A 14,106-nucleotide genomic window follows, 5' to 3' on the forward strand; every position below is an offset into this window, starting at 1 on the left:
CGGATCAGTGGCGCAGATTGGCAACGAGAGCGATCTACTGCCGCATCGTTACCCAATCGACGCCCCGCAACAGGGGCTCGAACAGATCCCCTCGCCGGGATGTCCACCAAGCGCTTTTCAACGCGCGAGAGCGCAATCGCCACCTCCACCCCACAAGGCCAGCGCGCCCAAGATCGGCGTGTGGTTGCCCGAGGGGGCCTCGCTACATCGCCCGGCACGCCGAGGATCGTGCCGTCTTCGAAGCCATCCTCGTCAGCACGTTCTACCCGCAACGCGGGCGTTAGGCTTGAAGGCCCTGAAGCTGGCGATATAGGCTCGCCTCGGGCGGGGCTGAGCGGCGAAGACCAAGAGCGCCTGCAAGAACCTGTCGAGGCCGATAAAGGAAAGCCGCCAGCATCTGCCCGTGGCTCTTGCCCATGCGGGCTGGCAGCGCCGCATGTGAAAACCGAAAAGATCTGGGCGATGTCCCGGAACGCTCTGCACCGGAGATATCATGATCACCCGTAAATTGACCGGACCCGCGCCACTGACGGCCATGCCCAAGGGCGCGGTGGATACGCAGATGCATATGTATCTGCCGGGCTTTGCCATGCGCGGCGATGGGCTCGGCCGCCCCGCCGACCCGTTGCCCACGCCCGACATGTACCGCGAAACGATGCGCTGGCTGGGGCTGGAATCTGTTGTGATCACCCAAGGCAACGCCCATGGCACCGACAGCGCCAACCTGCTGGCCTGCCTTGCCAAGATGGGCGATTGCGCCCGGGGCGTTGCTGCGATTTCGCCTGATACGCCGCAGGCCGAAATCGCCCGCCTGTCGGATGGCGGCATCGTCGGGGCGCGGATCATGGATCTTCCGGGCGGGGCCGTCGGGCTTGACGCGCTCGAAGCGGTGGATGCCATCGCCGCCGATGCTGGCTGGATGATGGCGGTGCAGTTCGACGGCTCGGCACTTGCGGCGCTGGAGCCGCGCCTTGCCGCGCTGAAATCGCGCTGGGTGCTCGACCATCACGCCAAGATCCTGAACGGTGCGACCCCGGCCCATATTGCCGTGATCAAGCGGTTGATCGACACCGGGCGCTGTTGGTTCAAGTTCGCGGCCTGTTATGAAAGCTCGCGCAGCGGCGGCCCGGATTTTGCCGACATCGGCGCGGTGGCCCGCGAGATCGGCGCCCACGCGCCAGAGCGCATCGTCTGGGGCACCAACTGGCCGCACAACGCCGCGCAGCGCAGCGAGGATTACCCCGACGACGCAGATCTGCTTGATCTGGCCATGTCGTGGCTGCCGGATGATGCAGCGCGCCGCGCGGCGTTGGTCGACACGCCGCGCGCGCTTTACGGCTTTGGTCCGGCATGACGACATCCCCGGCGCAGGCCGCCCGGTCCTGATCCCCGCCCCCGCTGCTTTGGCGGTGGGCCGGGCGCTCTGCCAGCAACCGCGCGTGATGCGAAGCGGCCGCTATCGCGTTTCACGCGGAGGACGGGGCCGCGCCGCTCTGCGCAGGGTCGTGCCGTTGTGCGATGATCCGCCAATGGCGCAGGGCACCCCCGCGCCAGCAGGGATGTTTACAGAAAATCGTCGCGGCGCGGGGTGAAGCAATCCACCAGCCGCCCCGCTTCAAGGCATTCGCAGCCGTGCCGCGCGCCCGAGGGGATGACGAAACTGTCGCCGGGGCCGACTTCGAAGGTCGCATCGTCAAGGAAGAACCGGTACCGCCCGCTTTCGACAAAGGTCGATTGCACATGCGGGTGGTCGTGCAATGCGCCGATAGCGCCCGCCTCGAAGCGGAAGGAGACCACCATCAGTTCGGGCGCATCCGCCAGAACCTGGCGCAAGACGCCGGGGCCGGGAGAGATCTCGGGAAAGCTTTGTACCGGCTCGCTCATGCTGTTTTCTCCATTGTCAGGTCTGTTTCGAAAAGATGTATGACGTATTCCGGCCTCAGGATACCCCGGCGGATCCGGCCCGCAGAATGGCGCGATACCGCGCCTGACTGCTCTTGAGATGCTGGCGCATCGCCGCATGGGCGGCGTCTTCGTCGCCATCGAGAATGGCGTTCACGATGATCTGGTGCTCGTTGCAGATCAGCTCGAGATATTCCTTGGGCGCGGGGTCGGGGGTGGCATCGCTCAGTGCCTTGCGCGGGATCAGGTTCGAGCCAAGCATCGACAGGAAATCGCCGAAGCGCGGGTTGTTGGTGGCCTCGGCGATGGCGAGATGCAGCGCGAAATCCGCCTCGACCGTGGGTTCGCCCGCGGCGGCGGCGCGGGCCACCTCGTGCAGGGCGCTGATGATCCGCTCTTCCTGCGCCGGAGACCGGCGCTGTGCCGCCAGCGCGGCGGCTTCGCATTCCACCGCGGTGCGCAGTTCAAGCAATTCGATCATCGAGGAAATCCGTACGAAGTCGATGTTCTGAAACGGCAGATCGACCGGCGTTGGTGGCGTCAGCGCAAAGACCCCGGCACCCTGACGCGGCTCGACCAGCCCATCGGAGCGCAACGAGGCGACGGCCTCGCGGATCACCGTCCGGCTGACGCCGAAGTCGCGGGTCAACTGCGCCTCGCTCGGCAGACGCGCGCCCGGCGGATAGCTGCCTGACAGGATCTGCCTGTGCAGCGTCTCGCGCACCTTTTCGACAAGGGTGCGCCCGGAGGCCGGGCGAGGGCTACGGCGCGGCTTTGCTGGCGTATCCATTCTGGCGGGCTTACTTCTCATACAGGCGTGCGATGCGAAGTATGACATTTGCGATTTTTCTTGTCCATGCAACCCGGCTTTCGCCGCAGGGCCGAAGCCCGGGTTCGACATTGTGAAATCTGCGTCGACTATTGCCGGGCAGGCCTTGGCGCAGTGGCTGGGCGTGGCGCTGGCCCCGCCATTGGCACAACCGGGCGAGGCAGGAGGTGGCTGAATATCCAATCCTGTGGCTGCCTTAAAAAGGCATCCGCTCGCTGACCCAAGGATGATCGAGAGCGCAGCCCGACCGCGGATCAATGGCAGCAAGGCTCAGCGCAACCGCGCTTGTCCGCTTTTGACGCGCCGGATCGGGATCGAGGATTCCAGCGAGGCCACACCGGCAATCTTGGTCAGACGGGCGGTGAGAAAGCTCTCGAACTCTTCAAGGTCACGCACCGAAATGCGCAGCAGGTAATCCCGGTTGCCGGTCATCAACCAGCAATCCACAACCTCGGGGCACAGCGCGATGTCACGTTCGAAATTGACCAGCCGGTCGTCGATCTGCCGATCCAGTTTCACCGAGACGAAGATGCTCATGGCAAAGCCCAGCTTGCGCTCGTCGACGCGGGCGCCATAGCCGTTGATGATGCCGTTGCCCTCCATGATGCGGATGCGCCGCGAACAGGGCGAGGGCGACAGGCCGACGCGCTCGCTCAGCTCGTGATGCGACAGGCGAGCATTGTTTTGCAGCTCTCGCAGGATCTTCAGATCGGTTTCGTCGAGCTTGTGGGCCATACTGAAATCCTGGTTCATTTTTGGTGTATTACCACCAAATACGACGGATATCAGCTAAAAAATCGAAAACCAATGGCAAGATTAGCCAGCTTCACCACGGATTTTCAGCGACACTTCGCCCAAGGCAGGAGGCCAGAATGAATACATCCGTTTCCAAAGCACGTCCCGATCAAGACCCCGTCGAGACCGCCGACTGGCTTGACGCCTTCGAGGCGATCACCCAGACCTGCGGCGCGGATCGCGCGCAATTCGTGCTGCGCCAGGTTCAGGATCATGCGCATCGCCTCGGCGTGACCACTTCCGGCCTGCCCTATTCGGCCTATCGCAACACCATCCCGCTTGCGCGCCAGCCCGCCTATCCCGGCGATCAGGAGATGGAGGAACGCCTCACCGCGATGATCCGCTGGAATGCGCTGGCGATGGTGGTGCGCGCCAACAAGGCGTACGGCGAACTGGGCGGGCATATCGCCTCTTACGCCTCGGCGGCCGAGATTTTCGAGGTTGGCTTCAACCATTTCTTCCGCGCCAAAACCGACAGTTTCGGCGGCGATCTGGTGTATTTCCAACCCCATTCCGCGCCCGGCGTCTATGCCCGCGCCTTTCTAGAAGGCCGTCTGAGCAAGGACGATATCGCCAATTACCGTCAGGAAGAGCCGGGCAATGGACTGTGCTCCTATCCGCATCCGTGGTTGATGAATGAATTCTGGCAATTGCCCACCGGCTCCATGGGGATCGGGCCGCTGTCTGCGGTCTATCAGGCCCGTTTCATGCGCTATCTGCAAGCGCGCGGGCTGGCCGACACCCAAGAGCGCCATGTCTGGGGGGTGTTCGGCGATGGCGAAATGGACGAGCCGGAATCCATCGCCGGGCTGACCCTCGCCGCGCGCGAGGGGCTGGATAACCTGACCTTCATCGTGAATTGCAACTTGCAGCGCCTCGATGGGCCGGTGCGCGGCAATGGGCAGATCATTCAGGAACTGGAATCCCTGTTCATCGGCGCTGGCTGGAATGTGATCAAGGTGCTGTGGGGGTCGCAATGGGATACCCTGTTCGCCAGCGACACCGACAACGTCTTGCTGCGCCGCTTTGCCGAAACGGTGGATGGCGAATACCAGAACCTTGGGTCCAAGGCCGGCGATTACAACCGCGCCAAGTTCTTTGACGCCGATCCGGCGACGGCGGCGCTGGTCGCGCATATGTCGGATGAGGAAATCCACCAGTTGAAGCGTGGCGGCCATGATCTGAAAAAGCTCTACGCCGCCTTTGCCGCCGCCAAGGCGCATCAGGGCCGCCCGACGGTGATCCTGACCAAGACGAAAAAAGGCTATGGCATGGGCGGGGCGGGGGAATCCCGGATGATCGCCCATCAGGCCAAGAAGCTCGATATCGAAGCGCTGAAGAACTTCCGCGACCGGTTCAAGCTGCCGCTGTCGGATCAGGCGGTCGAAGCGCTTGAATTCCTTCATCCCGGCGAGGACAGCGCCGAGATCAGATACCTTCAGCAGCGGCGCGCCAGCCTTGGCGGCTATCTGCCAAGCCGTCCGCTTGTCGCCGATGCGCCCGCGCCGCAGCGCCCGGCGCTGGACGCCTACGCAAAGTTCGCGATCATGGCCGAGGGCAAGGAGATGTCCACCACCATGGCGGCGGTGCGAATGATGGGCGGGCTGCTGCGCGACAAGGCCTTTGGCCCGCGCATCGTGCCCATCGTCGCGGATGAGGCGCGCACCTTCGGCATGGAAAACCTGTTCCGACAGGTCGGGATCTACGCGCCAAAAGGCCAGACCTACGAGCCCGAAGATGCCGGGTCGATGATGTATTACAAGGAATCCACCGACGGGCAGCTGCTCGAGGAAGGCATCACCGAAGCTGGCGCGCTCAGCTCGTGGACAGCGGCGGCGACGGCCTATTCGACGCATGGCACCGAGATGCTGCCGATCTACATCTACTATTCGATGTTCGGCTTCCAGCGGGTTGGCGATCTGATCTGGGCCGCCGCCGATCAACGCGCCCGCGGGTTCCTGTTCGGGGCGACGGCGGGGCGCACCACCCTGTCGGGCGAAGGCTTGCAGCATCAGGACGGCTCCAGCCATCTTATGGCGGCAACCGTGCCCAATTGCCGGGCCTATGATCCGTGTTTCGCCAGTGAACTGGCGGTGATCATGGATCACGGCATGACCCGGATGATGGATGAGAAGCGCGACGAGTTCTACTACATCACCGTGATGAACGAGAATTACGCCCAGCCCAGCCTGAAAGACGGCACGCAGGCGGATATCATCAAGGGCATGTATCTCTTCGACAGCCGCGGCGACACGGGGCCGCGGGTGCGGCTGCTTGGCTCTGGCACGATCCTGCGCGAGGTGATCGCGGCGGCAGATCTTCTGGCGGGTTACGGCATCGCATCCGACATCTATTCGGTCACATCCTTCAGCGAACTGGCCCGCGACGCCGCCGAGGCCGAGCGCCGCGCGCGGCTTGGCACGCCAACCGTTTCGCATGTGGAAACCCTGCTGCCCGGTCGCGCGCCCATCATCGCCGCCAGCGATTACGTTCGCGCCGTTCCCGCGCAGATCGCGCCCTATCTCGACACGCGGATGACGATCCTTGGCACCGACGGCTTTGGCCGCTCTGCCAGTCGCAAGGCGCTGCGCCGCTTCTTCGAGGTGGATCGCCAGCATATCGCCCTTGGTGCAATCGAGGCCTTGCTGCGCAGCGGTGACATCGACGCTTCGATCCTGTCGCGCGCCATGGGCGAAATGGGGATCGAGCCCGCGCCGAATGCGCCGTGGCTGGTCTGAGGGGGATGAGCATGACACAAACGATCGACATTCACGTCCCCGATATCGGCGATTTCTCCGACGTTCCCGTGGTCGAAATTCCGGTGTCGGTGGGCGATGTGATCGCGGCGGAAGACATCATCCTGATCGTGGAATCCGACAAGGCGACGCTGGACATCCCCAGCCCGCAGGCAGGGCGCATCGCGGCAATCGAACTGGCCGAAGGCACCAAGGTGAGCCAGGGCACGCTGATCTTGCGACTGGAAAGCGAGGGCAGCATGACGACGCCTGCGCCGTCAAAGCCCGCCCCGGCGCCGCTCGCGCCAGAGACCAAGGCGCCATTGCCACCGCAGATGCACGAAACGGGCGCGCCCGCCCACGCCTCGCCCTCGGTGCGCAAATTCGCGCGCAGCCTTGGCGTGGCGATTGCAGGGATTGCGGGAACCGGGCCAAAAGGCCGGATCCTGCGCGAAGATGTCGAAGCCTTCGTGAAAGCCGAACTGACACAAGGGGCGGAAACCCCGGGCGCGCCCTCTGCCACGGCGGGTCTGCCCGGCTGGCCGCAGGTCGATTATGCTAAATTCGGCCCGGTTGATCGCCAGCCCCTGTCGCGGATCGCCAAAATCTCCGGCCCGGCTCTGGCGCGCAATGCGCTGATCATCCCGCATGTCTGCAATTTCGACACCGCCGATGTCACTGATCTGGAGACCTTCCGCAAGACGCTGAACGCCGAGGCGAGCGACGCGGCCAAGCTCACCATGCTGGCCTTTACCGTCAAGGCGGTGGTCTCGGCCTTGCAGGCCTTCCCGAAATTCAACGCCTCGCTCGATGGCGACAGCTTGGTGGTGAAGCGCTATTGGAACATCGGCGTTGCCGCCGATACGCCCGATGGTCTGGTGGTGCCGGTGATCAGGCAGGCCGATCAAAAGGGCCTGCGCGAGATCGCGACCGAGATGGCTGATCTTGCCGGCGCCGCGCGGGCGGGCAAGATCAAACCCACCGACATGCAGGGCGCGACCTTCACGATTTCCTCGCTGGGCGGCATAGGCGGCACGGGCTTTACCCCGATCATCAACGCGCCCGAGGTTGCGATTCTGGGGATGACGCGGGCGGCGATCCAGCCGGTCTGGGACGGCGCGCAATTCCTGCCGCGCCTGATCCAGCCGCTCAGCCTGAGCTGGGATCACCGCGTCGTGGACGGGGTTCTTGCGGCGCGCTTCCTAGCGCATGTGTCAACGATCCTTGGCGATTTCCGCCGGTTGTCGGTGTGAGGGCGGTGATGACAACAGATATTCTGATCCCGGCAATCGGCGATTTCAACGAGGTGCCGATCATCGAAATCGCGGTCGCCGTGGGCGATGTGGTTGCGGCGGATGATCTGATCCTGATGCTGGAATCCGACAAGGCGACGCTGGATATTCCCAGCCCGGTTGCCGGCATGATCACCGAGATCCTCGTCACCGAGGGCGAGCGCGTCAGCGAAGGCAGCCTGATCATGCGGATCGAGGCGACAGGGGCGATCGCGCACGCGGCAGCGGCGGCAGCCGATCACGCCTCGCTGGTGGTGATCGGGGCCGGGCCGGGAGGCTATACGGCGGCGTTTCGCGCGGCGGATCTGGGGCGCGACGTGGTGCTGATCGATCCGCGCGCCAGTCTTGGCGGGGTCTGCCTCAACGTCGGGTGCATCCCGTCCAAGGCCCTGCTGCATATGGCAAAACTGCGCAGCGATGCGATGGCGGCGGCCGAACATGGCATGGGGTTTGCGCCCCCCGAGATCGATCTGGACAAGCTGCGCGCCTTCAAGGATGGCGTCGTCGGGCGCCTGACGGGCGGGCTTGCGGGGCTGGCCAAGCGCCGCAGGGTGCGGCTCATTCGCGGCACCGCGCAGTTCACCGGCCCGCATCAACTGCGTGTCGATACCGCCGACGGCGGGCTGGATCTGGGGTTCGATCAGGCGATCATCTCGGTCGGCTCCGAGCCCGTGCGCCTGCCGTTCCTGCCCGAGGATCCCCGCATCATCGACAGCACCGGCGCGCTGGACCTTGCCGAGATCCCCAAGCGCATGCTGGTGATCGGCGGCGGCATCATCGGGCTGGAAATGGCGCAGGTCTATGCTGCACTTGGCAGTGACATCGACATCGTGGAACTGGCGGATCAGATCATACCGGGCGCTGATGCCGATATCGTCCGACCCTTGGCCAAGCGGCTCGAGGCAGCCTACCGGCTGCGCACCCGCACCAAGGTCACGCACGTCGAGGCGGCCGAAAGCCTGACCGCGACGCTGGAGGGGCCAGAGGGCGTGCAAACCCTCGCCTATGACCGGATTCTGGTCGCGGTGGGGCGGCGGCCCAGTGGCGCGACACTTGCCCCCGAAGCGGCGGGCGTCGCGATGGATGCGGGCGGGTTCCTGCCGGTGAACGCGCGGATGCAGACCGGCCAGCCGCATATCTTTGCCGTCGGGGATGTGGTCGGGCAACCGATGCTGGCGCATAAGGCGGTGCATCAGGCGAAGGTCGCCGCCGAGGTGGCCTGCGGCGAAAAGGCGGCGTTCGACGCGACCTGCATTCCCTCCGTGGCCTATACCGACCCCGAGGTTGCCTGGATCGGATTGACGGAAAATGACGCGAAATCAAAGGGGATAAAGGTGAAAACCGGCAAGTTCCCATGGATGGCATCCGGGCGTGCGCTGTCGTTGGGCCGCGATGACGGGGTGACCAAGCTGATCTTTGATCCCGACACCGGCAGGGTGCTTGGCGCCGGGATCGTCGGGCCACATGCGGGCGATCTGATCGCCGAAGTCGCCCTCGCGATCGAGATGGGCGCGGATGCCGAAGACATCGGCCTGACCATTCACCCCCATCCAACCTTGTCGGAAACCATCGGATTCGCCGCCGAAGCCTATCTTGGCACATTGACCGACCTTTAGTCGCGCGCACGGCCCCCAAGTGTTGCACATTCCGGGGGCCGGGCTGGCGCCGGGAAACAGCACGGGATCGGGCGCGTCATCCCACATACATCTGGGGCAGGTCCAAAACAGCTGACCGAACAGGACACCCGCAAAGGGGAATCGTGCCTTTGACGTGCTGCGCGCCTTTGAACGCTCTGAAAGACCGCTTGGCGTCAAGGAAATCGCCGCGCTGGCCGGGATGACGGCGTCGCAGGCGTATCCTTCCCTCATGTCCCTAGCAGCAGCGCCATCGCGCAGCGCAGCGATGGCCAATACGAACTGGGTTCCTGACGTTTCAGCTGGGCCTTGCGGCGCTGCGCCGGCTTGTACCGGTGGAACGCGCGGTTTCGCGTCGCCACCGGTCAGGTGACCTCTATCGCGGTCTCGGACCTAACGCAGCATCTGCCGCCCATGATCGTGTCGCACTTGGTCGGGCTGCCGGATTTCGGCAAGGAAAGCACGCTGAAATGGGCCTCGGCGGCATGTGACGTTCCGGGCGTTCAGAACGAGCGTGGGCCGCAGCCGGTCGCGGCCATCAAGAAAATGCGCGCCTTCATTAGCGGACAGGGAAACCCTGATACGCTGAAGCCGGGCAGCTGGACGTCCCGCATCCTTGATCTGCTCGATCAGGGCAGGCTGGATGTCGATCTCGCGCCTTTTGCGCTCCGCGATTACATCAACCCCAGCCTCGATCCGACGATTTCGCTCACCGGCCAGCCGATCTCTCAATTGTCGCAAAACCCTGCGGAATGGGACAGGCTGCGCGACAACCCCGATCTTTGCTGTTCTGCGGTGCACGAGGCACTGCGTCAGGGCTGCGGCGCGCGAGCAGGTCGCGGCAGGTATCTTGGCGCTGATGCTGACCTCGCCGCAAGGCGCCCGCTGCCCAAGGCTAGCCCCGGCGCCCACATCGATGTGCATATCCGCGACGGGCTGGTGCGGCAGTATTCGCTGATCAATGACACCGCGCCGGCCTACCGGATCGCTGTGCACAAAGAGCCGAAATCGCGCGGCGGCTCCATCGCCATGCACGTGCGTTTTGCGCCCGGTAGCGCGATGACGATCAGCCCGCCGCGCAACAATTTCCCGCAGGAGGAGGCCGCCGCGCAATGCATCCTGTTTGACGTCGGAATCGGCATGACGCCGGTGCTGGCAATGGCATGGGCAAGCCGTTTGAATGCCATTTCTCGGCCCGCTCGCGCGACCTGGCGCCCTTTGGGGCAGCCCGAACAGCTTGCCCTTTGACGATCGGATCGGCATCTATCTCGACGATCAAGCCGCGCCACGCCTTGATGTACCCGCGTTGCTGAGAACGGCGGGGCCCGGCACCCACGCCTAAATATGCAGCCCGCGCGGCTATACGTATCACCTGATGGCACGCGCGGAGGCCGCTGGCTGCGCGCCTGAAACCATCCACGTTGAACATTTCGGCGCAGAGATCGACATTAAGGACGAGTCGTTTGAATTAATTGCGCAAAATTCGGGAAAGACGCTGCAGGTCGCGCCGGATGAAACGATCCTCTCGGCGCTCAGGCGCGTGGGGATCACCGTTCGGACCTCCTGTCAGAACGGCGTGTGCAGCAGTTGCCTGATCCGGGCTCTGGAGGGAAAGCCCGATCATCGCGACCCGGTGCAAACCGACGCGAAGAAGGCGGCGAATACGTCCATCGCGGTCCGTGGTTCGCGCAGCAAGACCCAGCGACTCGTTCTGGATATCTGATGGATCGCACACCGGCGGTCGTAATTTTCGAACTCACCGCAATGGCTTGCCGATTGCGGCGCGCGGAGCGCATGGGCCGATCATGCCAGCTTCACCGCCCCGACCATCCCGACCGAGACCAATAAGCTGCCCATGTCCGCCATCACCGACGGGTCCTGACAGGATGCAGCCCGGCAAAAGCCCTGGCCGAGGCCACGTTTCGAAGTATGGCAATGCCCAGTTGCGCCGCATGCTCTGGCTGGCGCGCCCTAAACGCGCCGTGGTCAAACATGACTCCCCCTCTTCAAGCGGCGAGCCCAAGGGAGCGGCAGGTCACGGTGACCTCGACGCCCTGTTGCGCGATGGCACCACCCCGATACCTGCGCCGAGTGGCACCGCCAAACACAAGACTTCCGCCAGCTTCACGCCCCCCATCCTGATGTGGTCGTGGCGCTCCAACGATGGGGGGGCAAAGTCGCCAACAGGCCTGGCGAGGCATTGAAGGTGATCTAGCACAGCGGCGGGGAACTGAGGCCGGTGGAACGATCTGGCCGCGCGTTGGACTTGTTGCAGAGCTGCGCCGCGCCCTTCATCTTGCCAGATAAACTCCGGGGGGCCCGCAGGGCGGGGGCAGCGCCCCCTCGGCCCCGCCGCCCCGCGCCAGCGTATGTGATGTGACGGCACGGCTGTCAGGCATGGTGCGGGGCGCATGGGCGAACAACTCAATCGGGCCCCAGCCGGTCGGCGTGGCGCAGGCTAGGGAACAGCCGCAGATACACGGCGCAGACCGCCAGCGCGGCAACGCCGCCTGCTGCCACCGCCACCACCGGACCAAGGAACGCCGCCATGCTGCCCGCCCGGAACGCGCCCAGCTCGTTGGAGGCGCCGATGAACAGCACGTTCACCGCGTTGACCCGCCCGCGCAGCGCGTCGGGCGTGTTTAGCTGCACCAGCGAGGCGCGGATCACCACGCTGATCATGTCGGCCCCGCCCAGCACCGCCAGCGCCAGCACCGACAGCCACAGATTGGCCGACAGCGCGAACACCACCGTGGCGATGCCGAACACGGCGATCGACCAGAACAGCTTGGCCCCCGCGCCGCCGGTGATGGGCTTTGATGCCAGCCAGCCGCCAACCATGATCGCCCCCACCGCCGGGGCGGCGCGCAGGATGCCAAGCCCGGTGGCATCGGTTCCAAGGATATCGCTGGCATAGACCGGCAACAGCGCAATCGCGCCTCCCACCAGCCCCACGAACAGATCGAGCGAGATCGCCCCCAGCAGGATCGGCTGCGCCAGAATGAACCGAATGCCAGCGGTCAGCTCGTCCCGGCCCTGCTTGCGCGGGGCGCCGCTGTGCTTTGGCTTTGACACCAGCAACACCAGCCCCACCGACACCAGCGATGCCGCCCCCGCCACCGCATAGGCCAGCCCCGGCGCGAGGCCATACAGGATGCCCCCCAGCACCGGCCCCACGATCATCGAAATCTTGAAGGCCGAGCTGTTCAGCGCCAGCGCGGCGGGCAGATGCCGGGCGATCACCAGGTTGGGGGCCAGCGACTGGCGCACCGGGTTGTAGAACGCCCGCGCGGCGCCAAACAGCGCCATCAGCGCAAACACATGCCCCGCAGACAGCTGCCCCGCCTGCGTCAGCCACAGGAAGCCCATCGAAATCACGGCCATCACCACAAGGCAGATCCCCATCAGCCTGCGCCGGGGAAAGCGGTCGGCGGCGGCCCCGGTGATCAGCACCAGCGCCAGCGCCGGCAGGAATTGCGACAGCCCGACCCATGCCAGATCCATCGGATCGCCGGTCAGTTCGTAAAGCTGCCAGCCCACGGCGACGGTCTGCACCTGCACCGACAGCCCGTTGAAAAACAGCGCCGCCAGAAAACTCGGGTAGCCGCGATTGCTTAGGACGGCCCAGCGGTTCATGTCGATCCTTTCGCAAAACTGCGCCGATGTAACGCCGCGCCGGGGGCGGGGCCAATCCCTCAAATCTCTGCGTGTCATCGGAAAATCGCGCCGATCATGGCGCAAGGGCTGATGCAGCCGCGCGGGGCGGAATCGGGGTCAGCCCTGCCGGATCCGCGCGAGGATCTGCACTTTGTGATCCTGCCCGCCAAAGAACACCGCCAAAAGGTCGATGCGCCGGGCGGTCTCGTCGATGCGAAAGTAAAAGATCGCGCGGCGCCGGGTGACCCAGCGCAGCCCGTCCATCACCTCGGGCCACAGCGTGCCCTGATGCGGCTGGCGGGCCAGCGCGTCGATGTCCTCTTCGATGCCGTGCAGACGGTTCACCGCCTGATCAAAGGCCTCCTGCGGCGATGCGCCCAGATCGCCGTAAGCGTTCAGCAGATGGTCGAAGATCGACTCGAGATCCCGGCGGCAGGCAACCGCGCGCCGGATCTCATAGACCATGCGCGGCGCGTTTGCGGGCGATCATGTCTTGCGCGGCGCTGCGGGCGGGGTCGGTGTCATCGAACGGGCCATTGGCGCGCTCGGCGAAAAAGGCGCGCAGCGCGGCCAGTTCTGCCGCCTCGCGTTCGGTCTCCTGTTGCAGCAGATCCAGCCCGCGCTGCACCACCGCGCTGGCGCTGGCAAAACGACCTTGCTGCACAAGCGCCCGGACAAAGGCATCTTGCTGGTCGGACATGGAAACCGAAGCCTTGACGGACATGGTGCGCCTCCCGTTGGTGCTACTGAGTAGTATAGGCGCGCGCCCTGGCGCTGACAAGCCTTGCACACGCCGCCAGAGGCCGCGCCACGCTGCAACGGCGCGACCGAGGACGGATCAGCGCCGGTAACAACCGGGGGAATAGGGCGGGGGGTCATGTCTTTGATCAGCGCCTTGGCCCGTAGCGCTTTGGCGCCGGGGCGGGCTGATCGTGGTCGCTTGCGTTGATCCGGTCTTACGCGACGCGACGGCGGCGCAATCAGCGCCTACGCGACAAGACGGCACAGGCGGGGCCTGACAGAATAGCGGCCCCGCTGAGTGGCAAGCCGATCAGTTGAGAGCGTTCCACTCGCGCTGCAGGGTCTTGTGCAGTGCTTCACCGGTTTCGCCGCGTGCCATGGCATCTTCCGCGACGCGGCTCATGTGCAGCGCTTCGCTGAAGGCTTTGCCAAACCGGGCAAAAAAGCCAAACGGGTTGAAGTGGACGCGGGGGAAGTGGGTCAGGTCGAGATGGGCCATTTCGGAGCTCCGTGCAGAATCT

General features: G+C 64.9%; 14 protein-coding genes. 7 read left to right on the plus strand and 7 right to left on the minus strand.

Annotation, left to right across the window (positions count from 1 at the left end; genetic code table 11):
* Positions 1 to 493 precede the first annotated feature (493 nt).
* A complete protein-coding gene (locus tag Q4543_RS04165) occupies positions 494 to 1,354 on the plus strand; it encodes an amidohydrolase family protein (protein ID WP_303436498.1) in 861 nt (286 codons plus the stop codon).
* A gap of 209 nt (positions 1,355 to 1,563) precedes the next feature.
* Here Q4543_RS04165 and Q4543_RS04170 read toward each other — a convergent pair whose 3' ends face one another.
* The 3 genes from Q4543_RS04170 to Q4543_RS04180 form a co-directional block, all read right to left on the minus strand.
* Positions 1,564 to 1,884 (minus strand): cupin domain-containing protein, encoded by a 321-nt coding sequence (locus Q4543_RS04170; protein WP_303436499.1) that lies wholly within the window; start codon positions 1,882 to 1,884, stop codon positions 1,564 to 1,566.
* Between the two features lie 55 nt (positions 1,885 to 1,939).
* Positions 1,940 to 2,692 (minus strand): FadR/GntR family transcriptional regulator, encoded by a 753-nt coding sequence (locus tag Q4543_RS04175; protein WP_303436500.1) that lies wholly within the window; start codon positions 2,690 to 2,692, stop codon positions 1,940 to 1,942.
* A gap of 309 nt (positions 2,693 to 3,001) precedes the next feature.
* Entirely contained in the window at positions 3,002 to 3,466 is a 465-nt protein-coding gene (locus tag Q4543_RS04180) for an Lrp/AsnC family transcriptional regulator (protein ID WP_216003882.1), read from the minus strand.
* A 137-nt stretch (positions 3,467 to 3,603) separates the two neighbouring features.
* Here Q4543_RS04180 and mdeB point away from each other — a divergent pair, with 137 nt between their 5' ends.
* From mdeB to Q4543_RS04205, 6 genes are all read left to right on the plus strand, one after another.
* Entirely contained in the window at positions 3,604 to 6,264 is a 2,661-nt protein-coding gene (mdeB, locus tag Q4543_RS04185) for an alpha-ketoglutarate dehydrogenase (RefSeq protein WP_303436501.1), read from the plus strand.
* 11 nt (positions 6,265 to 6,275) lie between these two features.
* Positions 6,276 to 7,514, plus strand: a complete 1,239-nt coding sequence (locus Q4543_RS04190; RefSeq protein ID WP_303436503.1) for a 2-oxo acid dehydrogenase subunit E2 — start codon at positions 6,276 to 6,278, stop codon at positions 7,512 to 7,514.
* An 8-nt stretch (positions 7,515 to 7,522) separates the two neighbouring features.
* Complete coding sequence (gene lpdA / locus Q4543_RS04195; RefSeq protein WP_303436504.1) at positions 7,523 to 9,169, plus strand: dihydrolipoyl dehydrogenase; 1,647 nt, start codon at positions 7,523 to 7,525, stop codon at positions 9,167 to 9,169.
* Between the two features lie 154 nt (positions 9,170 to 9,323).
* A complete protein-coding gene (locus Q4543_RS24600) occupies positions 9,324 to 9,560 on the plus strand; it encodes a helix-turn-helix domain-containing protein (RefSeq protein ID WP_368502148.1) in 237 nt (78 codons plus the stop codon).
* On the plus strand, positions 9,515 to 10,435 hold the full coding sequence (locus tag Q4543_RS04200) for a hypothetical protein (protein ID WP_303436505.1): 921 nt from the start codon (positions 9,515 to 9,517) through the stop codon (positions 10,433 to 10,435). Before Q4543_RS24600 ends, Q4543_RS04200 begins: the two co-directional genes overlap by 46 nt.
* A gap of 127 nt (positions 10,436 to 10,562) precedes the next feature.
* Complete coding sequence (locus Q4543_RS04205) at positions 10,563 to 10,910, plus strand: 2Fe-2S iron-sulfur cluster binding domain-containing protein (protein ID WP_303436506.1); 348 nt, start codon at positions 10,563 to 10,565, stop codon at positions 10,908 to 10,910.
* A gap of 701 nt (positions 10,911 to 11,611) precedes the next feature.
* On the opposite strand, the gene Q4543_RS04210 is transcribed toward Q4543_RS04205, so the two are convergent.
* The 4 genes from Q4543_RS04210 to Q4543_RS04225 all read right to left on the minus strand — a co-directional run bounded on the left by Q4543_RS04210 (position 11,612) and on the right by Q4543_RS04225 (position 14,084).
* The gene (locus Q4543_RS04210) at positions 11,612 to 12,823 is read right to left on the minus strand and encodes an MFS transporter (protein ID WP_303436507.1); all 1,212 of its coding nucleotides are present in this window, start codon (positions 12,821 to 12,823) and stop codon (positions 11,612 to 11,614) included.
* Positions 12,824 to 12,961: 138 nt separating this feature from the next.
* The gene (locus Q4543_RS04215; RefSeq protein ID WP_216003876.1) at positions 12,962 to 13,309 is read right to left on the minus strand and encodes a type II toxin-antitoxin system RelE/ParE family toxin; all 348 of its coding nucleotides are present in this window, start codon (positions 13,307 to 13,309) and stop codon (positions 12,962 to 12,964) included.
* The gene (locus Q4543_RS04220) at positions 13,299 to 13,568 is read right to left on the minus strand and encodes a type II toxin-antitoxin system ParD family antitoxin (RefSeq protein WP_303436508.1); all 270 of its coding nucleotides are present in this window, start codon (positions 13,566 to 13,568) and stop codon (positions 13,299 to 13,301) included. Before Q4543_RS04220 ends, Q4543_RS04215 begins: the two co-directional genes overlap by 11 nt.
* Positions 13,569 to 13,895: 327 nt before the next feature.
* A complete protein-coding gene (locus Q4543_RS04225) occupies positions 13,896 to 14,084 on the minus strand; it encodes a hypothetical protein (protein ID WP_216003874.1) in 189 nt (62 codons plus the stop codon).
* Between the last annotated feature and the right edge of the window lie 22 nt (positions 14,085 to 14,106).

This window comes from Salipiger sp. 1_MG-2023 (assembly GCF_030547555.1).
Lineage (GTDB): Bacteria > Pseudomonadota > Alphaproteobacteria > Rhodobacterales > Rhodobacteraceae > Salipiger.